18 protein-coding genes are annotated in these 23,362 nt (G+C 58.2%); 12 read left to right on the top strand and 6 right to left on the bottom strand.

Translation table 11 applies throughout. The features are described 5' to 3' along the window. Window positions 1-103 precede the first annotated feature (103 nt). The 3 genes from Pan181_RS18990 (at window position 104) to Pan181_RS18980 (ending at window position 4,002) form a co-directional block, all read left to right on the top strand. Window positions 104-793, top strand: coding sequence for a 3-keto-disaccharide hydrolase (locus tag Pan181_RS18990; protein ID WP_197528512.1), 690 nt, complete (start codon window positions 104-106; stop codon window positions 791-793). Window positions 794-895: 102 nt separating this feature from the next. After that, window positions 896-2,389 (top strand): family 16 glycoside hydrolase, encoded by a 1,494-nt coding sequence (locus Pan181_RS26660; protein ID WP_231943643.1) that lies wholly within the window; start codon window positions 896-898, stop codon window positions 2,387-2,389. Window positions 2,390-2,562: 173 nt separating this feature from the next. Then, window positions 2,563-4,002, top strand: coding sequence for a Gfo/Idh/MocA family protein (locus Pan181_RS18980; protein ID WP_145249100.1), 1,440 nt, complete (start codon window positions 2,563-2,565; stop codon window positions 4,000-4,002). Between the two features lie 32 nt (window positions 4,003-4,034). Here the strand turns inward: Pan181_RS18980 and Pan181_RS18975 are convergent, their stop codons facing one another. Further along, the gene (locus Pan181_RS18975; RefSeq protein ID WP_145249098.1) at window positions 4,035-5,309 is read right to left on the bottom strand and encodes an ATP-grasp domain-containing protein; all 1,275 of its coding nucleotides are present in this window, start codon (window positions 5,307-5,309) and stop codon (window positions 4,035-4,037) included. A 238-nt stretch (window positions 5,310-5,547) separates the two neighbouring features. Here Pan181_RS18975 and Pan181_RS18970 point away from each other — a divergent pair, with 238 nt between their 5' ends. From Pan181_RS18970 to Pan181_RS18950, 5 genes are read left to right on the top strand one after another with little or no spacing between them, the layout of a single operon-like run. Further along, a complete protein-coding gene (locus Pan181_RS18970) occupies window positions 5,548-6,690 on the top strand; it encodes a fatty acid desaturase family protein (protein ID WP_145249096.1) in 1,143 nt (380 codons plus the stop codon). 42 nt (window positions 6,691-6,732) lie between these two features. Then, complete coding sequence (locus Pan181_RS18965; RefSeq protein ID WP_145249094.1) at window positions 6,733-7,803, top strand: ketopantoate reductase family protein; 1,071 nt, start codon at window positions 6,733-6,735, stop codon at window positions 7,801-7,803. 50 nt (window positions 7,804-7,853) lie between these two features. Continuing rightward, entirely contained in the window at window positions 7,854-9,533 is a 1,680-nt protein-coding gene (locus Pan181_RS18960) for a GH3 auxin-responsive promoter family protein (protein WP_145249092.1), read from the top strand. A 51-nt stretch (window positions 9,534-9,584) separates the two neighbouring features. Next, entirely contained in the window at window positions 9,585-10,586 is a 1,002-nt protein-coding gene (locus Pan181_RS18955) for an NAD-dependent epimerase/dehydratase family protein (protein WP_145249090.1), read from the top strand. An 11-nt stretch (window positions 10,587-10,597) separates the two neighbouring features. Continuing rightward, complete coding sequence (locus tag Pan181_RS18950) at window positions 10,598-11,782, top strand: dipeptide epimerase (protein WP_145249088.1); 1,185 nt, start codon at window positions 10,598-10,600, stop codon at window positions 11,780-11,782. Window positions 11,783-12,180: 398 nt separating this feature from the next. Here the strand turns inward: Pan181_RS18950 and Pan181_RS18945 are convergent, their stop codons facing one another. Further along, window positions 12,181-12,558, bottom strand: coding sequence for a hypothetical protein (locus Pan181_RS18945; protein WP_145249085.1), 378 nt, complete (start codon window positions 12,556-12,558; stop codon window positions 12,181-12,183). A gap of 315 nt (window positions 12,559-12,873) precedes the next feature. Between Pan181_RS18945 and Pan181_RS18940 the strand changes: the two genes are divergently transcribed. After that, the gene (locus Pan181_RS18940; RefSeq protein ID WP_197528511.1) at window positions 12,874-13,899 is read left to right on the top strand and encodes an IS110 family RNA-guided transposase; all 1,026 of its coding nucleotides are present in this window, start codon (window positions 12,874-12,876) and stop codon (window positions 13,897-13,899) included. Window positions 13,900-14,219: 320 nt separating this feature from the next. After that, window positions 14,220-15,302, top strand: coding sequence for a family 43 glycosylhydrolase (locus Pan181_RS18935; protein ID WP_145249083.1), 1,083 nt, complete (start codon window positions 14,220-14,222; stop codon window positions 15,300-15,302). A 40-nt stretch (window positions 15,303-15,342) separates the two neighbouring features. On the opposite strand, the gene hemC is transcribed toward Pan181_RS18935, so the two are convergent. The 3 genes from hemC to Pan181_RS18920 all read right to left on the bottom strand — a co-directional run bounded on the left by hemC (window position 15,343) and on the right by Pan181_RS18920 (window position 18,127). Continuing rightward, window positions 15,343-16,257: a hydroxymethylbilane synthase gene (gene hemC / locus Pan181_RS18930; protein WP_197528510.1), complete on the bottom strand. Its 915-nt coding sequence runs from the start codon at window positions 16,255-16,257 to the stop codon at window positions 15,343-15,345. Between the two features lie 11 nt (window positions 16,258-16,268). After that, window positions 16,269-17,234 (bottom strand): DUF502 domain-containing protein, encoded by a 966-nt coding sequence (locus tag Pan181_RS18925; RefSeq protein ID WP_145249079.1) that lies wholly within the window; start codon window positions 17,232-17,234, stop codon window positions 16,269-16,271. 119 nt (window positions 17,235-17,353) lie between these two features. After that, window positions 17,354-18,127 (bottom strand): ComF family protein, encoded by a 774-nt coding sequence (locus Pan181_RS18920; protein ID WP_145249077.1) that lies wholly within the window; start codon window positions 18,125-18,127, stop codon window positions 17,354-17,356. A gap of 156 nt (window positions 18,128-18,283) precedes the next feature. On the opposite strand from Pan181_RS18920, the gene Pan181_RS18915 reads away from it, so the two are divergent. Further along, the gene (locus Pan181_RS18915) at window positions 18,284-19,420 is read left to right on the top strand and encodes an LptF/LptG family permease (RefSeq protein ID WP_197528509.1); all 1,137 of its coding nucleotides are present in this window, start codon (window positions 18,284-18,286) and stop codon (window positions 19,418-19,420) included. A gap of 356 nt (window positions 19,421-19,776) precedes the next feature. Here Pan181_RS18915 and Pan181_RS18910 read toward each other — a convergent pair whose 3' ends face one another. Continuing rightward, window positions 19,777-20,991 (bottom strand): hypothetical protein, encoded by a 1,215-nt coding sequence (locus Pan181_RS18910; protein ID WP_145249073.1) that lies wholly within the window; start codon window positions 20,989-20,991, stop codon window positions 19,777-19,779. 388 nt (window positions 20,992-21,379) lie between these two features. Between Pan181_RS18910 and sppA the strand changes: the two genes are divergently transcribed. Beyond that, entirely contained in the window at window positions 21,380-23,248 is a 1,869-nt protein-coding gene (sppA, locus tag Pan181_RS18905; protein ID WP_197528508.1) for a signal peptide peptidase SppA, read from the top strand. The last annotated feature ends 114 nt before the right edge of the window (window positions 23,249-23,362 follow it).

Genomic DNA, 23,362 nt, shown 5'->3' with positions numbered 1-23,362 from the left:
TTGAGCTGCGTGACACGGCAATTCGCGGAAGCTACAATCAAATCCACTGCCTCCATGAGTTTTTCCAGTATTCAGAGCACCATTTATGAGGAGTCTCGAGAAGATGAGCGAACTAGTACGCATGCGTTGGATGTGGGGTTTGGCCCTGGTTGGGGTCGTCGCCCTGGGGGCGGGGCGGCTCACGGCCGAAGAAGTTGCCGAAACCAAAGAAGCCGCCGAAGAAGAAGGCTGGATCAGCCTGTTCAATGGCAAAGATCTGACCGGCTGGGAAGCCAATGAGAATCCTGAGACCTTCAAGGTGGTCGACGGCGAGCTGATCGTTAACGGCGATCGCGCTCACCTGTTCTACACTGGCGATGTCTGCGATCACGATTTCACTAACTTCGAGTGGAAGTGCGAGATCATGACCAAGCCGAAGTCGAACTCCGGCATGTACTTCCACACCAAGTTCCAGGAATCGGGCTGGCCCGAAAAGGGATACGAGGTGCAAGTAAACTGCAGCCATGGCGACAACAAGAAGTCGGGCGGCCTGTACGCAGTGGAGGACGTGCTCGATAAAGCTCCTCACAAAGACAACGAGTGGTTCACCCAGCATGTGATCGTCAAAGGCAATCACGTTGTGATCAAGGTAAACGGCGAAGTCACCTGCGATTACACCGAGCCAGAAGACGTCGAACGCCCCAACGGTTTCAAGGGTCGCGTTTTGTCGTCGGGTACCTTTGCCATCCAGGGCCACGATCCTGGTAGCGAGGTGCACTTCCGCAAGATTTTGGTGAAGCCGCTGGACGAATAATCGCGTTGATTCGATGACCACGCCCAGCGGATCCCCCCAGACAAAGCGGGCTATTCGCTGGGCTTTTCTTTTTTACTACTCAGAAATCAGGAGGGTGGTTTGATGCGTCTCCATCGTTTGGCATGGGTTCTCTTTTTATGCTTGGGGCTCACTCAGGTTGCGGCAGCCGAAGAAGCGAAGGATTGGAAGGTACTGTTCGATGGCACCTCGCTTGATGCTTGGTGCGGATACAACACCAAAGGCGACTCGGCTCCAGAAGGTTGGGTGATCGAAGGGGACGTGCTTACGCGTACCGCGCAAAGTCCCGATCTGATGACCAAGGAGAAGTTTGAGAACTACGAACTTAAGTTCGAGTGGAAGATCTCCGAAGGGGGGAACAGCGGACTCATCTACGGGGTACAGGTAACTGATCAACCTTCTTATGTCACTGGCCCCGAATATCAGGTGCTCGACAACAAAGGCTGGAATCTCAAAGCGACCGATACCACCGCTTCCGGCTCGTTGTACGGTCTGTATGGTCCTTCGGAAGATGTCGCGAAACCAGCCGGCGAGTGGAACACCGGGCGCATTCTTGTCGACGGAAACCACGTGGAGCACTGGTTGAATGGCAAGAAGGTCGTGGATGCCGAGATCGGCAGCGACGATTGGAACAAGCGAATCGAAGGCACCAAGTTCGCTGCTTGGAAAGCATTTGCTAAGCAAATGAATGGCCACATCGCCTTGCAGGACCATGGCCACCAGGTTTGGTTCCGCAACATGAAGATTCGCTCGCTAGGCGAGAAGAAGACTGCCGAAAAGAAGGGGCCGTTGCGCATCCTGCTTGTCACCCAGAGCGGTGGTTTCCAGCACTCGACCATCACCCGCAAGTCGACCGATCTCTCGCACACCGAGAAGATCATGACTCAGCTCGGTATCAGCACCGGACTGTTTCACATGGACTGCACGAAAGACGTCGAGAACGACTTCAAGCCCGAATTGATTGAGAACTACGACATCGTCATGTTCTTCACCACTGGCAAGATGTACGACGACGGATCGCGGTTGCCCATCAGCGAAGAGACGATGAAGTGGTTCCTCGATACCTACATCAAAGAACAAGGCCATGGTTTTCTTGGCGTTCACTCGGCAGCCGATACTTTTGCCGACTACGAACCCTATTGGGACATGATCGGCGGCAGCTTCAATGGCCACCCTTGGACTGCCAACACTACGGTGACTGTGAAGGTGCACGACCAAGATCATCCCGCTTCGGAACCCTGGGGATCGAGCTTCGTGATTACCGACGAGATCTACCAGTTCAACCATTGGCAACCCAAGAAGGTACGGGTGCTGATGAGCTTGGATATGGAGAAGACCGAACTCAAGAAGCCCTATCACGTACCTGTGCTTTGGGTGAAGGACTACGGTAAGGGACGCGTGATGCACATGAGCCTTGGCCATCGCGAAGACGTGTGGACCAACCCCACCTATCAGGAGTCGCTACTCAACGGCATCCGCTGGCTGGCTGGCCAGATCGACGGCGACGCGACCCCCAACCCCGAAGTCGATGCGGCAGAAAACGATCTGGCAAAATCGGCAGAAGCCGAAGCGAAATAACGCGAGGCGGCTGAAAAACAGCGTTCCAAACTCTGGATTTTGGGACGATGCAGGTAACCCACGACGACCGCAAGCGGTTTACTTCTTGGTAAGCCGCTTGCGGTCCGACTATAATTAGATGAACAAGTCTAAAGCACTTTCTGCTAGTGAAAGTACCTAAGTTGAGGTCCAGCATGCTTAATCGTCGCACGTTTCTTGCCACTTCCGCAGTTGCCGCCGGCGCTGCTATCACACGTCGCGCATCGGCTCAGTCCGATTCGCCAAACGACACCATCGGACTCGGATTCATCGGCGTCGGTTGGCGCGGTGGGCAGTTGATCGATGCCTTCAGTAGCTTGCCCGGCATGCGAATTGTCGCCCTGAGCGATCCGGACGAGGATCGCCTGCAGAATCTGAGCCGTGTTCCTGAGAAGCTCCGCGGCAAGCTGGCCAACGCCGAACGCTTTGCCGACATGCGCAAGCTGATCGAGCACCCCGAAGTCGATGCCGTGGTGGTAGCCACTTGTAATCACTGGCATTGCCTGGCGGCGGTGCGTGCTTGCAAGGCGGGTAAAGACGTCTACGTCGAAAAGCCACTGGGGCACAACTTGTGGGAACAACAGCAACTGGTCAAAGCCGCTCGGGCCAACAACTGCATGGTGCAAGTTGGCACCCAGCAGCGTTCGAGCCCCATCCAAGCTCAGATCAAACAACTGCTGCACGAAGAGAAAATTATCGGCAAGCCCGAGCGGGTGGTGGTGAGTCGTGTCGGCGAGCGAAAGCCGATTGGCAAACGGGATACCCCGCTGCAGCCGCCTGCTTCGGTCGATTACGACCTGTGGCTCGGCCCCGCGCTGGATCAACCGCTGTACCGCAACGAGTTGCATTACGACTGGCACTGGGACTTCAACACCGGCAACGGCGAGATGGGCAACTGGGGCGTGCATGTGATGGACGACGCTCTGAACGTGGCCTTCAAGGACCAACTCGGCTGGCCTTCTGCAGTGACCTCGGCCGGCATGCGGGCCGTTTGGGACGACGCTGGCAACACGCCAAACATCCAAGTCGCCCAGTACGAAAACGAGGTGCTTCCGCTCACGTATATCATGAGCAATGTGGTTCCCTTCAAGCAGCTCATGAAGGGAGCCGACTACAAAGGCTTTAATACCGGATACACCGTGTTCTGCGAAGGTGGCCGATACGAAGGCACTCGCGGCCAAGGTCGATTCGTCGATAACGATGGCAAGGAAATCAAGAAGCTCTCGGGTGGCTCGGGTAATCGACACCAAAGGGGCTTCTTGGATGCCGTGCGTAGTCGTAAGCTCGACGACCTCGCGGCCGAAGTGGCTATCGGCCATCGTTCGACTGCTTGGTGTCACTTCGCCAGCATTGCCGGCCTAGAAGGCGTTGCCAGCGAAGCAGCCGGTGCGGCTCCCGCAGGTTGGGACTCGCTGTACAACGGTTTCAAGTCGCAGGTCAAAGCCTGGGACAGCGGCGAAACTGCCTCCGGAGCGGGCAAGATCACCATCAACGATCAAACCGGCGAAATCGCCGAACTCGATTCCGACGCGGCCGAGCAACTCGTCAAACGCGAGTACCGCACTGCCGAGTACGAAAAAGAGTTTGAAGTCTAAGCCACTCGTTCACCCCCACCGATTTAGCTTCGCTAGGTCGGTGGGGTGAACAACTTGCCAAATGCCGCCGGGTCGAGCGCTTCCATCGCTTGAATCGCCGACTCCGGCAACGCGTAATTCTCAATCGTGTCAGCGACGATCTTGCGCGAGAGCCTTGGCCAGGCAAGCAACTGCGCGGCGATTCCCCACAGCGGTATGATGCTCCAATAGTCGTCGCTTAGTCGGGTAAGCTCGTCCTGGCTATCTGCGTACATCCCGCGACGCAGGCGGAACTGCACGATCTCTTTTAGCAGCTCCCAACGAGTCCCCCCGTTGTACGCGATGGTGAGCAGAATCATGAAGAAGCTCTGCGTGCGTACGCCAACTTTACTTGGCGGAAGCGGCTCGGGGTGTTCACCCAACGAGACTCGCACTAACTGCTCCGGCAGGTTGTTACCCGAGAGCCAGGCGTTCACGGTCTCGCCGACTCGCGGGTTACATTCGATGTATTCGGGCTGCTCGGTTTCGTAATCGTAGAAGTAGTCGAGGAACATCGCTCCATGCCAGTCGAGGTGGCTGCCCAAACGCTCCACGTGCTGCTCGACTACCGGATGGTGCGCTCCCGTGCGTGCGGCCGACATTCCACCGACGCCGAGCTGGCGGGCGTCGAACATGTGCAGCGCAACGAGTTTGCCATAGTCGAACACCGCTTGCACGGTCGACTGATTTCCCTTCGCTGGTTGTTGCACCAAAATCTCGGTGTTGCCATCCAACTGTCCAGCAGCCTTGAGTAACTCGATACGGTGTTCGAGTTCTTCTTCATCTGTAATATGGAACACCCCCATCCCGGCGGTGCTGTGCGACAGCTTAAGATAAAAGGGATAGCTCCAGTTATGGCGAAGCTCCTCCTCGGTGGTCGCAATCGTGGTATCGGGCAGCGGAAGTTCGAGTTTTTCGAGCGTTCTGGTGAAACCAGCTTTGTCCTGCACCTGCTTTAAGGCGTCGAACGTCGGCAAGGCAATGTTCGAAGCCAGCCCGACCTCTTCGCGAAATTTGCTGAGTAGATAAACTTGCTCGTGAGTCGGCAGAATGACGTCGTATTTTTCTCGTTGGATGAGGTCTGCAAGAAAGTGCAGGAAATCGGAAGGGTCTTTCGCAAAGTGGGGCGACTTGCGCCATCGACGGACAAACCGCGAAAATCGGCACTGGCATAGAGGGTTCGGGTCGATCACGTCGATCGTATGCAGCCCTCCCAAGGCGTACAGCGTCTGCCGGGCCGAAAGGCTGGTTCCCTCGGTAAGTAGGATTCGGAGCGAGTCGGCAGGCATGGCTATTGCAGAGGGGATGAACTCAGAAGGTACCCAACGAAATCATGGCATCGGCGGTTTGCAGGCCAATATTGAGAATTGTCGCTTTCAAGTCTTGCTAGCAAAAGGTGGCAAGTTGCATCATATTGTGTTGAAATCACGTTGTTTCCGTGCAAAATGGGTCGCTGTATTCTGTTGCCCAAAGATTCTAGTTTGTTTATTTTATCCTCGGTTTAGTTAGGTCCCACTGAGTTTTACCATGGCTCAAGCAAGTGTAGATCTGTCGCGGCGGGAAATGTACGCCGAGATTCGCAAGCTCTGTGCGCCCGATAATTTCACGAACTGGTACGTACTTACTCGCGAGTACGTGGTGTACGCCGCGATCGTGGGTGCATGTGTCTGGGCGACAAGCTTGATGACCAAAGCAGGTTGGGCGATTTGGTGGCAACTGCCAGTCTATGCAGTCACCATCCTGGCGATTGGTTTCTGGTCGCAGACACGCCTGGCAACGTTGGTTCACGAGTCGAGTCATTATCTGTTGTTCAAGAATCGATTGCTCAACGACGTGATGGCCAACCTGTTGGTGGTGTTCCCGTTTTATGGCAAGGTAGGCAACTACCGCATTGGTCACTGGGGGCATCATCGCAACGTGAACGATCCTGAACACGATCCCGACTTGATTCGCCTGATGAAGCATCAGGATCGTGAATTTCCGCTCACGCGGGCACGGTTCATCTGGGAGTACATCATCCTGCAACTCTCGCCACACAAAGCGTTTAGCTATCTGAAGGGACGGGCCGAGTACGTCGCGTTCATGAAGGAAGAGGATGGTATCAAAGACCAAAGCCCTCTCTCCAAAACTTCGCTTAATCTTTTGCGGGCGGTCTACTACCTCGGTATGGCCGCTGCGCTGTGGTGGTTCGGCTGGATTCCCGAGTACTTCCTGTACTGGGTGTTGCCGTTGGTTACGGTTTACCCTTGCTCGTTGTTTTTGCGCGAGATCGCCCACCACGGTAACTATCCCGACAACGGCGACTTCACCAACAGTCGCGTGTACGAAGGACTTTGGTTCGAGCGGGAAATTTTCTTTCCCTTTGGCGAGTGGAATCATGTGCTGCACCATATGTTTCCGACCATTCCTTGGCACAAGATGCGCAAGGCTCATCATGTGATGATGCGGTACCCACCGTATCGCGACAACGTGGTGATCTGCGACGGATACTTGTTCAAAGGCCATATGGGACAAGAGTACCCCACCGTGCTCGATGTGCTGTCGAAGCCTTCGCACGCCTATTTGCGTGGAGGGCAGACAACCGACGCAGCCGATATCCGCCGGTCGACGGTCGATGAGATCGGTGCCAACGACAACGGCGTGGGACAGCTTTTGCCAGGCGAATCTTGATTTCCAACAGTGGATCGTTGGTCGCTGAATTTGTTTGTGTAGTTGACGGATCGCAACATGAAAGTCAGTTTTCTCGGAGCCGGGGCCATCGGATCGATGTTCGCCGCGCTCTTGAAGCACTATGCGCCTGATCTGGATGTGCTGGTCGTCGTGCGGGGGGCTCACGGGCAAGCCATCTCCGAATCGGGCGAGATCCGTACGCTCGGGCCGTGGGGGACCCGCTCGGTGCCGATTGCCTGGAGCTTCGATCCAGCCGACGTTGCGGGCTCCGACTTCGTGTTTGTCACGGTCAAATCGCAGGGTACCGCCGAGGCTTTGCAGCAAGCTGGCGATGCCATTGGCGACGCCGTAGTGGTGTCGATCCAAAACGGCATTAACGATCAGGCTTACGCCAACCATGTCGCGCCCGAACGACTGGTGATGGGCATGACAACGACCAACATGGCAGTCCGCGAACCAGGTACCGTGAGCATGCAGCTTGACGGGTGTACACTGTTTGGTCCGCCGATTGGGCTCAATAGTATTGCTGCCGCTGAAAAAGTGGTCGAACTGTTGAACCGTATTCATGTACCAGGCCTCGAATTTTTGCCGCACTCAAACATTTTGGGGATTCGCTATAACAAACTCACTATCAATGCGTTAGGCTACGCGTCGTGCTTGTCGGCTTCGAACTTTATGACCGAAGCATTGTTTCACCGACCATGGCGTCGGGTTGTGGGACGCGCGATTGTGGATGAGTGCAAGCGTGTCTATTCAGCTGTTGGCATTCAAATTGCTCGTATTCCAGGGAGATCCGATCTTTCCCGCCTAGAAAACTTGATGCTAGCATTGGAATTGCCGATACTGGATAAAGTGGTACAGCTTGGATTGAGGGGGAAATTCGAACGCTCGCCGATCGTCTTTTCTCTTTACCAGGACCTCGAACGGGGAAAACCGACCGAGGTCGAGCATATTAACGGGCAGGTTGTTCGCTTGGCGGAAAGTGCGGGCATCCATGCGCCGGTGAATCGAGAGATCGTGAGCATGACTCACGAACTCGAGCAACAAGCTGCCGCAACTTTTTATGCCCGACAGGACGTGATAGACCGTATTTCTAAGTTAACTGCATCCTAAGATCCGCATTTACGGCGCCCGTCCGCCCCCTCATTATGAGTGTACTAGCGATGCAAGGTCCAATTCGTTCGGCAATACTGCGTTATAAATGCAGTCAGGTCGATCGCTTCGTCGCCGGCGCAAGCCGCGGCCGGGCTATCCAGCAAAAGGCATTGCTCGACAAAGTGGGGCGGGCCTCGTCCAGCGAGTTTGGCAAACTGTACGGATTCGATGCGATTCACGACATCGACAGTTTTCGCCGTCAGGTGCCGATCACCACCTACGAAGACTACCGTCCCTTCATCCAGAAAGTGATGGAAGGCAACGTCGAGGCGATGTTCGCCCCGAACACCCGGGTGCTGATGTTTGCCATGACTTCCGGCACCACCAACGAACCAAAGCGATTGCCGGTTACCGAGAAATTCTACAAGGAATACCGCGAGAGTTGGCAGCTCTGGGGCACCGGAGTCTATCGCGACCACGAGTCGCTGCTTCGTCGGCAAACGTTGCAACTCTCCAGCGACTGGCAGCAAGAACCGACTCCTTGTGGAGTCTTCTGCGGCAACATCAGCGGTTTGGCGGCCACCTCGCGACCGTTTTACATGAAGCGGATTTTTGCCCTGCCTGCCTGCGTGATCAAGATTCGCGACTTTGCGGCCAAGCATTACACTTCGCTGCGGCTGAGCATGGCTAGCAACAACGTTGGCATGTTCATCACGGCCAATCCCAGCACGTTGATTGAGTTCGCTCGCCGGGCGACAAACGAGGCCGAGTCGCTGATTCGCGATATTCATGATGGTGGTCTCTCCGAAGCGTACGAGATTCCGGCAGATGTTCGCAGCGAACTGCGGGCCAGGCTGCGAGCAAGTCCCAAGCGTGCGCGGCAACTGCAGCGTATTCTCGACCGAACAGGCCAACTGCGGCCGAAAGATGTGTGGCCTCGATTGGGGCTCGCAGCGACGTGGACTGGTGGATCGGTCGGTGTCTATCTCTCGCAACTTCCCGAATACTACGGCGACGTGGCGATTCGCGATCATGGCATCTCGGCCAGCGAAGGTCGCATGACCATTCCGTTTTCCGACAACACCCCCGACGGATTGCTTGACTACTCGCACCATTTCTTCGAGTTCATTCCGGCCGAAGAACATGGCTCGCCCGACCCTACAGTGCTGGCCGCCCATGAACTCACCGCCGGGCATAACTACTTTATTCTGCTGACGACCTCTGGCGGATTGTATCGCTACGATATTCACGACATGGTGCACTGCAGTGGCTTTGTTGGCGAGATGCCGACCCTCCGCTTCCTGAACAAAGGCCGGCATTTCTCCAGCGTTACCGGCGAGAAGCTTAGTGAGCACCAAGTGGTCACTGCGGTCTCGAATACCCTCGCTGATCTGGGATTGCCGACCTGCACGTTTACGCTTGCTCCGACCATGGCCGAAAAGCCCCGTTACGAGTTGTTGATCGAGCCTGGCCCGCAATTGCAGCAAGCGCAGCAGTTGGCCACCCGGTTGCAACACCACCTGTCGCTCGTCAACGAAGAGTACGCCGACAAGTGTCGTAGTGGGCGGATTGATCCAGTGGCTATCCTTGAGATTCCCCCGGGAACCTGGGAAGCGTTTCGGGCGAATCGCAGCCGAGCCCGCGGCAATTTCGAAGAGTTCAAGCAACCCTGTCTGGTCGGCGACATGCACTTCGCCGATAATTTGCCATCTCCCCTTGAATCGGCGTCCGCCCGGGTCGCGTCGTAGCCAACAGGGCTGCTCGCCGTGCGTTGGGCTTTGCATCCTGGAGCCACCACAGTGTCTGGAAAAACCGTTCTCGTTACCGGAGCGACAGGTCTGGTTGGGCAGTGCGTTGTCAAAAAAGCCTGCGAAGCGGGCTACCACGTGCAAGCCATGGTACGGGCGAACTCCGATCGATCCTCGCTCGAAGGAACCGGCGTCGAGTTCGTGGTCGGCGATCTGGCCGATACGAAATCGCTGGAAGCCGTGGTGCAACAGGCGGAGGTCGTGGTTCATGCGGCCGCTCATATTGGGGATTGGGGCCCGGCCGAAAAGTACCGGGCGATCAACGTAATGGCACTCGAGTATCTGCTGAACGCTGCCATGCGAACCGGCAAGCTCGAGCGTTGGATTCAAATTAGCTCGCTCGGTGTCTATCCCGCTCAGCACCATCACGGAACCGACGAGTCGACGCCTCCCAGCCTTACTGGGCTCGATGGTTACACTCGCACCAAGGCGGAAGCCGAGGTGCTCATCCGACAGTACATCGAGGAGCATGGCTTGCGGGCGGTCATCCTGCGACCTGGCTTTATCTACGGGCCTGGCGAGCGACACTCGATTCCGCGGGTGATCGAGAAGCTCAACGACGGCTCGATGAAGTTCATCGGCCCCGGCGACAAAGTGCTCAATAACACGTACGTCGGCAACCTGGCCGACGCGGTGCTGCTGGCCATCGAAAGCGATTCCGCCATCGGCGAGACCTTCAACATTCGCGACGCTCGGTTGGTGACTCGCGAAGAGTACATCAACACGATTGCCGATTACCTGGGCAAGCCACACCCGAAGCACGTGCCCGAGTGGTTGGCTCGACTGCTTGTCCGGCCGATCGAACGCATTGCCAAGCTCCGCGGCGCCACCGAGGCTCCGCTGCTTACTGGGGCTCGTATCAAGTTCATGACTCTCAACCTCGATTACTCGATTGCGAAAGCGAAGCGGGTGTTGGGGTACCGTCCGCAAGTCGATTTTCGCGAAGGCATTCACGAAGCCCTCGACGATCTTTGCGGCCAGTCCGCAACGTAGGCCAGCTTGTCATGCACGTGCAAAGCATCTCGGCCAACGTTCTGCGAGTGCCACTGCGTAAGCCGTTTCGCCATGCCTCGGCGGTGCGTCACTACAGCGATAACGTGGTGGTTCGGGTCGAACTGGCCGATGGTACTCTCGGATGGGGCGAAGGAGTGCCGCGCCCGTATGTCACCGGCGAGTCGCCCGACGGTGCACTCGCCCAGTTTGGTCTGGCTCCGCTGGCTGCAGCACTCTCGACCGAAGCGGACGATTGGCAGGCGGTCATCGCGATGTGCCAGCGGATCGAGCTACCCGTCGATGGCGACGATCCTCGCGACTGCCGTAGCAACTCGCTGCGGTGCGCGATCGAACTCGCCCTGGTCGACGCGTATGGCAAACACTTCGGCGAGCCGGCCAGCGCGATGCTCTCGCAATACGAACCGGCAAAGCCACTGCTCGAACCTCGCTCGCAGGTAGCGTTCAGCACCACGATCGACGCCGAATACGGGCGGAAGCCAGGCCGGTCGGCCTTCAAGATGCGGGTGTATGGATTTCGCCAGTGCAAAGTGAAGGTCGGCAGCGACAACCAGTCCGACGCTCGCCGACTAGGCCTGATCCGGCGATGGATCGGCCCTAAGGTCGATCTACGTGTCGACGCAAACGAAGCCTGGCTACCGGAGCAGTTGCTCGAGTACGCTAGCCAGCTGACGCCGTACCGCATCAGTTGTATCGAACAACCGCTCGCGCACGAGCAACTTGCAGCACTCGGCGAGCTGCGATCTTCGCTCGAAGTACCGGTGATGCTCGACGAGTCGCTCACCAGCATGGTCGATGCTCGCGAGGCGGTGCGTCTATCGGCTTGCGACTTGTTCAATATTCGACTCTCTAAATGTGGCGGGTTGCTTCGCTCCGTCGATCTGGCCGCGTACGCTGCCGAGCAGCAACTTGGCTACCAGCTCGGCTGCCATCCTGGCGAAACCGGCATCCTGTCGGCCGCAGGTCGGCACTTTGCCACCACGATCGGCGGAGCCCGGTATCTCGAAGGCTCGTACGACCGCCATGTGCTGGCCGAGCAGCTTACGACCGACGACATGACCTTTGGCTACGGAGGGCGAGCCCCCACGCTCACCCGGCCAGGCCTGGGAACCTCGCTCGATCTATCGCGGTGCGAAAAGCACCTGCAGCACGATTGGGTCACTCGCCCAATCAGCTAGCCAGCCGATCGGCTATATAGTCGGTCCACTCACCAGGCGACTCGCTGCCGGGCGGTTTTGTTTCCCATTTGCCCAAATACGATCCGATGGGAAAATTCATACGTCGATCGCCGGAGCTGTAACCTGTTGTCAGACATCGACTTGCAGCGTATGCAATCGACGGAAGTCAAAATTCAATTTTCCCATATGGGAATCTATTCTGAGCATAGTGCATCTATGGGAGTTCTCCTTTTGCGCAGCCTAGCAGCGCGTGCCTCACCTACGGCGCGCACCGGTAGCGCAAATGGGGTGATTTAGTGTTCGGATTGTTGCATGTTCATTGGAACACCTAGGGTGGCCATTTTCCACTTAAAAGTTGGCAAGTTTCGAGAGCACACTTTGTGGGCGATTCGGGGTGGTCACATGCCCGATGCGCGGCGTTTCGCCCGTAGCATGGCTGCTGGCACTGCGGCCATCGAACTAGCAACCAGCACCATCACGGAGCAGGCGACCGCTTCCACTCCCCAGCCGAGCGCGACCGCCCCGGAAGTGGTGCGTTCCAGTAACCCCAGGCTACCGATGGTCAGATAGATCGCAGTAAACAGAAACCCATACCCGAGCGCAAGGTATCCGTAGCGAAGGCCGAACCATGCTCCGAGTGAGATGGCCGGCAACACAATCAACAGGAGAATCACTTTGCCATCCGATAGCCCGCTTCGCGAAAAGACGAGAAACAGCAGTACGTGTGCCAGGCTGCTGGCGAAGAGTATCGCAAGTGGAGCGCCCTTGGATTTCAACGTTGGATTGTTCCATAGAGAAGAAGGGGGATCGCGAGGGAATACCAAAACGTCGACGAATTTGGCCCTCACGAACTTGGTTTGATCATACCCGTTCTGGGGAGGGGGACCAATACAATTGCCGGTGACTGCTGGTGGAGAACTCAAAAAAATATAGGTATGCTGGCGTCGCGAACGTCGCCCCCTTAGACTGATGGCAGCTTGTTGAGTGAAAACATGGGAATCAGCCCGTTGCGTGCGTTGTCGCGTGCACCGGGGCGTGGTACACCGACGGACGGTTATTCGCCCGTCTCACCCCGACGCAAGGAGATTCCCATGAAGTACGTTGGTGCCGATTTGCATAAGAAGACCGTTAGCCTGTGCGTGGTCGAATGGCACGACCACTCCACGCGAGTCGTCCAGCGAAAGCGACTACGCTGCGACGAGCCCGATCAGATCGGCGAGTTCCTCGCCTCGCTCGGGGAGTTTTGCATCACCGTCGAGGCGACCATCGGCTACGACTGGTTTGCGGCCCTGGCCGAACCGCTGGCCCGGCGGGTGGTGATCGCCCACCCCCATAAACTCCGCGTCATCGCCGACAGCACTCGCAAGAGCGACAAGATCGATGCCCAGACGCTGGCCGACTTTCTGGCTCACAACATGATCCCCGAAGCGTGGCGAGCCACGCCCCGCGTGCGGCAACATCGCTCGCTGATCCGCCGACGGCAGAAGGTGCAGAATCGCATCACCTCGATCAAGACCACGATTCGCGCGCTATTGACCCGTTACAACGCCGACCGCCGCGACCTGTTCACTCGCATCGGGCGGAAGGCCCTCAGACAGTTTCAATTTCTCGACGAAGAACGGTGGCTCGTTGACGACCTGTTGGAAGACCTCGACCAGGCCCGGCACCACTTGGCGAACGTCGATTGCCGGTTGCGTGAGTTCGCCGAGCGGGCACCGCTGGCCGAACGCGAAGCCCGCGAGGTGTTGGCCACGCTTCCCGGCGCAGGTCCGGTGACCATCAACGTGCTACTGGCCGAGTTGGGCGACTGGCGACGGTTTACTAGCGGCGATGCGGTGGTCGCCTTTGCGGGACTGTCGCCCGGGTTCCGCGAAAGCGATGGCCACCGCAAGGCCTTGGGCATCACCAAAGCGGGCTCGCCGCTGTTGCGGTGGGCGATGATTCAACTGGCCCACCGGGTCAAGCAATCGAGCAGCCGCTGGCGGACGACCTTCGAGCGATTAAGCCAACGCACCGGCAAGAAAAAGGCGACCTGTGCGATTGCCCGGCGACTGCTCTTGGTCGTCCACGCCATGCTCCGCGACGGACGAGCCTACCAGTTTGCCGCGGCCAAGTAGCCATCCACGAACGAACCGACCGTAAGCCAGGATGATCTCGATATAGAGAATGCCGGCGGAGAGCGACTCCGATCGGCGCACGAGTGAATGGGACATTCTTCGCCGACGTTTTTATGGGACACTTGCCAACGGAGTAGCGGGTGATCACCGCATAGATGTTTGAGCACGGACGGCAGGTCCGATGACTCGCATACCCCAGCGGTCTTGGTTCAACGAAATAAAACATCCGACAATAGGAGAAAATGATGATCCCCTAAGAAACCACGCTTGACAAAGATTCCCATAGATTTCTCTTTACCACTGCTTTTCATGGTTGATTCATGTTCCATAAGCAAATCTTGAGTTGGGCGTTGGTTGGTTTGGTTGGCTATGCGTTTGGCGGAGCCGCGCTGGCACAGGACCGCGGTGTCGGGGCTCACGACCCTGTGATTGCCAAGCAGGGCGACTCCTATTACATGTTCTGCACCGGGCGCGGCATCCGGGTGAAAATCTCGCACGATCTGGTGAGCTGGCAAGACGAGCCGCCGGTGTTCGAGCAGCCTCCCGCCTGGGCGTGGAAGGCGGTGCCGCAGTACCGTGGCGACATCTGGGCACCCGACATTTTCTTTCACGATGGCACGTACTATTTGTACTACTCGGTCTCGGCATTCGGCCGTAACACGTCGGCCATCGGGGTGGCGACCAACAAGACACTCGACCGCAAAAGTCCCGACTTCGCCTGGCATGACCATGGCGAGGTGATTCGCTCGGTGCCGGGCCGTGACATGTGGAACGCGATCGACCCGAACGTGGTGATCGACGAGCAAGGCACTCCCTGGATGACGTTTGGTTCGTTCTGGATGGGCATCAAGTTGGTAAAACTCAATGCCGATCTCACGAGTGTAGCAAAGGGAGAGGAAGCGGAATGGCATACCATCGCTTCACGCAGTCGCGATATGGAAGTACACGAGCGCGATGCGGGCGACGCGGCCAATCCCGAACTCGACTACGACAAGCTTTATAGCGAAGACCAGCTCAAGCGAAACAAGAGTATGATGAACGGAGCGATCGAAGCCCCGTTCTTGTTCCAGAAGGATGGCTACTGGTACTTGTTCGCTTCGTGGGATCGTTGTTGTCAGGGAGTGAACAGCACTTACAAAGTGATCGTCGGTCGGTCGAAAGACATCCGGGGTCCGTATCTCGACCAACAGGGGCATCGTCTGGTGCGCGGCGGAGGCACAATCGTCGTCACTGGTGATGGCGAGAACTGGGCCGCTGCTGGTCATCCCTCGGCCTACACGTTCGAAAGCACCGACTATCTGGCGCTGCACGCGTACGACCTGAAGGATCGCGGCCGCTCGAAACTGCGGGTTCGCGAGATGACCTGGAACGACGGTTGGCCCTCCCTCGAACTAGGCGAGTGAATCATTTACCAGAGAATCGAAGGAATCGCTGCAGCCGAGGTTAGCGACGCTCTTGCACGAGTTTGGCCGCCCCTTGGGCAAGCAGGGCGTCGCCGGCTTGTTCGCCGACCTGCTGGGCTTGCTCCATCGCCCCGGTCGCGGTGGCCGACAGTTGCTGCGAGCCATCGCCGCTCAGGATGGTGGAGTTCAACGTAAGCTGGCCATCGACAACGGTTGCGTAAGCACCAATGGCGGCCAGGCAGCCTCCCTCGACGCGGGCGAGCATCGCCCGCTCAGCCGTGGCCGCGGCGTCGGTTTCTGCGTGGTTGAGCGGGGCAAGTGCGTCGAGCACCCGCTGGTCGCCCGCGCGACACTCGAGACCCAAGGCCCCTTGCGCGGGGGCGGGCAGCATTTGTTCGGGGGGAATCAGCTGAGTGATTCGCTGAGCGAGTCCTAGCCGCATCAGTCCGGCGGCCGCCAGGATAATGGCATCGAACTCTCCCTCGTCGAGCTTGCGAAGGCGCGTGTCGACGTTGCCGCGGATGTCGGCCAGCTTGAAATCGGGTCGCAGTCGCAGCAGTTGCGATCGCCGGCGAAGGCTGCCTGTGCCGATGATCGAGTCGGGCGGCAGCGCCAGCAGCGGAGCCCCCTCTCGTGAAACGAGGGCGTCGTTTACCTCGGCTCGTTCGGGAATGGCAGCCAGCGTAAGACCTTCCACGGGAGTGGTCGGCAAATCTTTCAGGCTGTGCACCGCTAAGTCGACTACTTTGTCGAGCAGTGCTCGCTGGATCTCTTTGGTAAAGAGTCCGACACTGCCGATGGCTCCCAGGTCGTGCGATTGATTGGCGTCGCCGGTGGTGGTGATCTCGACGATTTCCACCGTGTGGCCAAGTTCGCGTAACTCGGCCGCGGTCCAGTCGGCCTGCCAGCGAGCGAGTTTGCTACCGCGTGTGCCTAGTCGCAATGCCTGGTGCACGGCTGGGGGCCTCATTCGTCGCTGGATGGTGGAGTCGGGGTAGGGGAGTGAGGTTTGGAGTCGACCGACAGAATGCGGTCGCGCCCATCCACATCGGCCGAAACCTGATGCGGTGGAACCACTACACCACAACTCACGATAAACTGCAAGGCTTGGTCGATCGTGATATCGAGATCGATCGTTTCGCTCTTGCGGACCGTCATCGTAAAACCGGTGAATGGCATCGGCGAAGTAGGCACCAGCACGCTGAGCACTGGCTCGTTGGCCGCCGCACGGATGTCGAGGAAGCTCTCACCGGTGACCATGGCCAAGGTCCAAATGCCACGGCGGGGATATTCGATGGCCACCACGCGGGTGGCCTTCAGTTCGGTGTCGGAGAACATGAAGTCGGTAACTTGCTTGACCGACGAGTAGACGTTACTTACCAACGGCAGTCGCTTGATCAGACTTTCCATCTGCGACCAGAGGAATCGACCAACACCGGCCGCGAGGAACTTGCCCAGCAGGTAGAGCACCAGAACGAGGACTCCCAGGAACACAGGGATCACGTACTCGCGTTGCAGGTACTCTTCGTCGATGTAGGCTTCGTAGATCTCGCTGGCTTCTTTCGAGCCGGCGCGGCCCACCACCGATTCCACCTTGTCGTACACCGGCACCGGCACGTATTTGCCGTCGTCGGCCTTGGCGTAGAGTTCGTCGCCAATCAGATAGGTGTTGTAGTTCGCGTTACTGTCTTGAACGAGTTCGGCCGCCGCGTTGCGAGGCTGAATATCGGTCGCGTATCGCAAAAGGGTGCCGCGGGCCACCTGCTCCATCGGTTCGAGCATATAGGTGATGACCGTATTGCCTACCCACACGAAGATGACAATCGTCAGCAGCGGGGGTAACAGCACCGCCAATCCGCGCAATACCGCCCGGCGAAACGGGTCGAGTGGCCGTTTCGGGCTATTGGTCGAAGTGGAATTGGAGGCTGCCATGGGCGGATTTTCGTGGAGAGGCGGCGGTCGCTACTTATCTATTCGTAATATGTTCTCAATATTGCAGCATTATTTTCGCGACATTCGAGCCCTTGGCAAGCGACGCAGCCGGTGCGGCATTAACGACCCGAATAACTGCGCCCTATCACCGCCAGGGTCACGCTCTTGGCCCCGGCTCGGCGTAAGGTTCGGGCCGCTGCATTGCAGGTGGCACCGGTTGTGAGGATATCGTCGACCAGCAGCACGTGTGCCGACTGTAGCTGATATCCGGCCCCCAACGCGAACGCCCGGCGGACATTCTGATCCCGCCCGCTCGGGGCGAGCGACGTTTGCGGGCGAGTCGCCCGACGACGCCGAAGCAGGCCGGCAGCCAGCGGTACCTGCAGCCGTCGGGCGACCACATCGGCAATAGTGGTGGGACAGTTCGCCATGCGGCGGATCCGCCGCCGCCAGTGCATGGGGACCGGGCAGACCACGTCGATTTCGCGTTCGCGAAGCTCATTGCCATGCAGTTCGACCAGTCGCTCGGCCAGGGCGAGGGCCACGATTTCCCCCTGCGGTCGTTTCGCACGTAGAAGCAAATCGCGTAACAGCCCCTCGTACGGACCGAGTGCGACTGCATGGTTGTATCGCCGTCGCTCACCATGGCAATGCCCACAGGTATGCCCCTCTGGAAGGTCGACCGGCACACTTGCCCCGCAGCCTGCACAGAATGGAGGGCGGAACTCGTCGAACAGCTCCAGGCAGTCGTCGCAGAACTGGGCCGGGCCTCCTTGGGCGATCGGCGCATGACAGGCTGCGCAGCTAGGAGGAAACAGCATTTCAAGCAGCCGCTCGCGGCCCGCCAGCCCAGCTTTTAGCCAGCGTTTCGACGCATGATGCCAGAGTGTCATGATATTGGTTTGCCCCCGATGCGAATCTGTCCTGCTAGCATTGTAATTCGGGGAGAATACCGGTGCACGCGGCGGTTCGCGGTTGACGCTGGGGTTGCCGATTCAGTACCTTCCCCCGATTGCCTGAATCCGCGCCCCCATGCTATTGGCCACGCCATGAAAATCATCGATCGCTACCTGCTATGGCAGTTCGTACAGATGTTTCTCATCTGTTACATCAGCCTGACCGGGCTGTTCGTGGTGATTGACGCGTTTACGAACATCGACCACTTCATGACCTTCGCCCGCAATCAGGACGCGGCCCTAGGCGTGGTGATGGGCAAGTACTACGCGTACCGAGCGGTCGCGATTTTCGATCAAACCAGCGGTATTCTCGCCTTGGTAGCCGCGATGTTCACGGTTACCTGGATCGAGCGATACAACGAACTGACCGCCCTGCTGGCGGCCGGCGTGTCGCGGCTACGTGTGCTGCGTCCGGTGATTCTGGCAGCCCTGGCGATTGGCGTGCTGGCGGCTACGAATCGTGAAATCGTAATGCCGCAAATTCGCGAACACCTGGCGGTCGATACACGAAACATTGGTGGCGACCAAGGCGAAGACGTCTTTTCGCGGAGTGATAGCAAAACCGACATCCGCATCGACGGCGACGAGGCCATCGTGTCGACGCAGACGATTATCGGCCCGAGCTTCATCCTCCCCTCGAACTTATCGGCCTACGGCAAACAGCTGGCAGCCGAGCAGGCGCTCTACATGCCGGCCGAGGGCAACCGCCCGAGCGGATACCTGCTGAGCGGCGTGAAAGTGCCTACCGACCTGAAGTCCAAGCCCTCGCTGTTGCTCGACGAGCAACCAGTGATCGTCACGCCCCACGACGCTTCGTGGTTAAAGCCCGACCAGCTTTACGTGGTTAGCGACGTTGATTTCGAGCTACTCACTGGCGGATCGGAATGGCGCAAGTACGCTAGCACCACCGAACTGGTGGCAGAACTTCAGAACCCGAGCATCGAGCTTGGCAACGACGTGCGCATGGCAATTCACATGCGACTGCTAAAACCGTTCATGGATGGGGTGCTGCTGTTCCTGGGATTGCCGCTGGTGGTCTCGCGAAGCAATCGCAACCCGTTTGTTGCCATCGGCATCGCGATTCTGGTGGTGGCCCTGTTCTTTGTCGTGACGCTGGGAAGTCAGTCGCTGGGTAACTCAGGGTGGATTCGCCCAGCACTGGCTGCCTGGCTTCCGCTCATTCTCTTCCTACCCGTCGGCGTGTTCCTGGCCGACTCGCTGAAGCGATAAGCTTCTGGTCCGTTGCATTCGTCGTGCTGCGAGCACCGCATTTCGGCCCGACAAACGCTGCGTGAGATCGTGACGCTTGTTGGTAGGCTCCCATCACCGGAATAGAGTCAGCCAGGTGCTGGGCTCACTGTAGAGAGTCTGATCGTTGGCTCCTTGAGACCCTGAGTTCGTCGCCGGTCTTCTGCAGCGACTCGTCGTCTGACAAGCGGCCACTGTTCAATGAGTGCGATGCACTTATCTCTTCTGCCCGATGATGGGGCAGCGCATAGGAAACGCCGGCGAGTCGACGACTCGCCGGCGTTTGTAGATCTGTTTCACACTCGCAAACTAGCCCTGCACCAGGGCGGGGAGGTTCTTTAGCGTCCCCAGGCGTAAGCACTGGTGACCGACTGCTTGGGGGCTTCGATCACTTCGGGGTTGATGTCGAGTGGAATGAAATTATCTTTGTCGTACTGGATGTACTTTGGCTGCAAGCCAGTCGCAATCTGACCATGCTGGTTGGAGAAGCGGTTGTTGAACTGACGCACCACTTCTTCCGCCCGCTTGCGGTCGACTTCGGGAAGCTGCTCGCCGACGCTCAAAGCATCCGGTGTTTTGTAAGCGGCCCCGAAGGTTCGCAGGATGATATCGACATTACGAGTCGGCTTGATGCTGCCATCCGCCGCGCGGGTGGCTACCGTGTCGAACGAACCAACCGTAACGTAGCTCTGCGTGCGATCGTGAAACTCGTAGGCTTCCCAGCCTTTGCTGCGGAGGAACACGGTGATGTTGTGGGCGTTCATGGCCGCTTCCATCAGGGCTTCGCCTTCGTCTTTCGATTTGTTGCGACTGCCGCTGCTCGAGAACGAACCTTGCAGGGTGACATGCCCTTCGAACGTGGCGATTTTCACCGTGTATTTCTTCGGGCACTTGAGCACGGTGAACTCGGCACCGCTGTTCATCTTGGCGACAAACGGGTCGACCCCCTTTGGCTTGAAGTACTCGGCCGGCAGGATCGGGTTGCGGGTGAGGAACGCCTTGCTCATGGGTGGAGCATCGTGCCCGCCGCGAATGCGGGCGATATACTCGCGCTCGGCGGCCAGGTTCTGAGCCGTGGTGCCAGGGCTACCAGCCAGAGCTTCGGGGCGCATCTTTTTGATGGCATCGAGCAGCTTTTGCGCCTCGCGGTCCTGAATATTGGGGAAGTCGCCCACCAACACGGCGATCTCATGATTCTGTTCGCCACTTTGATAACGCATGCGGAGCGGCGAGCCGTAGCGATCGACTCCACGGCCGAGGCGCTCGTCGCTGGAGTGATCGAAGGTCATTTCGTGAATGTAGGCTTTCAGGTTATGCTCGCGGCGTAGTTCGAGCACCAGGGCGCGAGCCTGATCTTCGGCTCCCATGCCGCTGAACGTGGCGGCCATCACCATCCAGGGGCCACTGGTTTCGCTCAAGGTGTAATCGCCTTCGGGACCCGACTCAACGCGGTCGACCGGGGCAAACATCTGCCAGGGTGTCTCGGCCAGGGCGAGCGGAGCAACGGCCACCAGGCACATCAGGGGGACAACTGGAGCGAGTAGCTTTCGCATCAGGATTTCCTCAGACAATCGTGAGATAAGTCGTTCACAAAGCACGCATAGCCCAACCGGGCGAACGCCCGGTCGGTTTTGATTCGGGCGAACGTTAGCAAACCGGCAATCCGGCGGCCAGAGCGGTTTTGCGGTGGAAAACTGCTAGATTCCGCTGATTCCGTGCGGTCATTCCGGGAACAAGCTGGAAGTCGTCGGCCCGACTGGCAAAAATGGGTAAAGTTTGAAACCCAACCGGAAGCGGGTGGGTAACCTTAAGAACCAATTATTAGGGACACGCCATCTTTAACGGCCTGTCCTACTTTTTCCCATCTGGAACAACGATTAGAGCGAGACCGAGTTCATGTCCCTTTCCACCCTCCGCCCAACGGCATTAGGTGCCTGCTGCATGGCTCTAGCCATCTTTGCGTCGTGCACGTTTAATTCCGCCATGGCCGATACCGCGGTGGCCGAAAAGCCAGCCGAGAAGACCGAAGCCAAGGCCGACAAGAAGGAAGAGTCCAAGCAGGACAAGCAGGCCAAAAAAGACAAAGAGGGCAAGAAAGAAGAGTCCAAAAAGGTCGAGAAGGTCCGCTTGGCCCTGATGCAGCTTTCCGGTGCCCTGCCCGAATCGCCCGGCGGTAGCGGTTTGCTTGGCGAACTGACCTCCGACCTCAAGACCACCCTCGAGCGGATGGAGCGGGCGGCCAACGACGACGAAATCCAAGGCCTGGTGCTCAAGATCGACGGCGCTTCGATGGGCCGCGGCACCATCCACGAGATCCGCGAAGCCATCAAGCGGTTCCGCGCAAAGGGCAAGAAGGTTTACGCCCAAATCGATTCAGGCATGGCCGCGGATTACCTAATTGCCTCGGCTTGCGACGAAATCTCGATGCCCGAGTCCGGCACGCTGGCCATCACCGGCGTCACCATGGAGCGGATGTTCTACAAAGGTCTGCTCGACAAGCTTGGCGTTGAGGCCGACTTCCTGCACATGGGCGAAGCCAAAGGCTTCGCCGAGCCGTACACTCGCACCGAGTCGAGCGAACCCGTGCGTGCCAACCTGACCGCCATGATCGACGACATCTACGAGCAGATGGTGGCCACGGTCGCTTTCGAACGCCCCATCACTCGCGAGGAAGCCGTCGCCACGATCGATCGCGGTATCCTCAGCGCGCCGCAGGCCAAAGAACTAGGCCTTATCGACAAGGTGGCCTACGCGACCGAGTTGCGTCAGAGCTTGGCCAAGTCGTACAACACCGACAATCTGGTATACGTCGAAAACTATGGCAAGAAGAAGGTCGACACCGATTTCTCCGGCCCCACTGGCATTTTCAAGCTCATTAAGCTGATGTCGGGTAGCTCAAGCAGCAGCAAGTCGAGCGGCAAGAAGATTGCTATCGTCTACGCAACCGGCTCGATCACCACCGGTAAGAGCGAGCCCGATTTGTTCGGTTCGTCGAGCTCCATGGGGTCGACCACCATCATCGAAGCTTTGCGGACCGCCAACGACGACGAAGACGTGGCCGCCATCGTACTGCGAATCAACAGCCCTGGCGGTTCGGCCTTGGCAAGCGATTTGATGTGGAGCCAGATTGAGTCGCTCGATAAGCCGATCGTCGCCAGCATGGGCGACGTGGCTGCCAGCGGCGGTTACTACATCGCGATGGGCACCGACAAGATCCTAGCCGAGCCCACCACCATCACCGGCTCCATCGGCGTGGTTGGCGGCAAAATGGCTCTCGGCGGACTGTACGACAAGCTCGGCCTGACCGTCGAAACCATTAGCCGTGGGGCCAACAGCGGCGTCTTCTCTTCCACCGACAAGTGGACCGAGAGCGAGCGAAAAGCCATGCGGGAAATGATGGAGGACACCTACAAGCAGTTCACCAGCAAAGCCGCCGAAGGACGCGGCATGCCGCTTGAGCAGCTAAAAAAACTTGCCGGCGGTAAGGTGTACACCGGCCGTCAGGCCAAGGCCAACGGCCTGGTCGACGAACTCGGCACCCTGGAAGACGCGATTTCCGAAGCCAAGAAACTGGCCAAGATCGCCGACGACGAAGAGGTGAAACTGATGACGTTGCCCGAAGCCCCCGACTTCTTCGAGTCGCTGTTCGGCAACACCGGTGCTGAAAAAGAGGTGAAAATCAAGGTCGATCTCGGCCTTGGCCAGATTCACCCCGAGCTGAAGGCTCTGTTAAGCCGTGCCGAGATGCTGCAGCGGGTATTCCAGGATCAGGTGGTCCTGATGCTGCCTTACGACCTGCAGATCAAATAGTCGAAACCGAGCGAAATCGCTCGTTTTGACCGCGGAACTCACGATTCCCAGGTGGCGAAAGCCGCCTGGGAATCTTTATGCGCCCTCGCTAGGTTGACCACGCCCCGTGACGAC

It is taken from the genome of Aeoliella mucimassa (assembly GCF_007748035.1).
GTDB lineage: Bacteria > Planctomycetota > Planctomycetia > Pirellulales > Lacipirellulaceae > Aeoliella > Aeoliella mucimassa.
The sequence above is the reverse complement of the archived record's forward strand: the minus strand, read 5'-3'. Positions and strand labels throughout refer to the sequence as shown.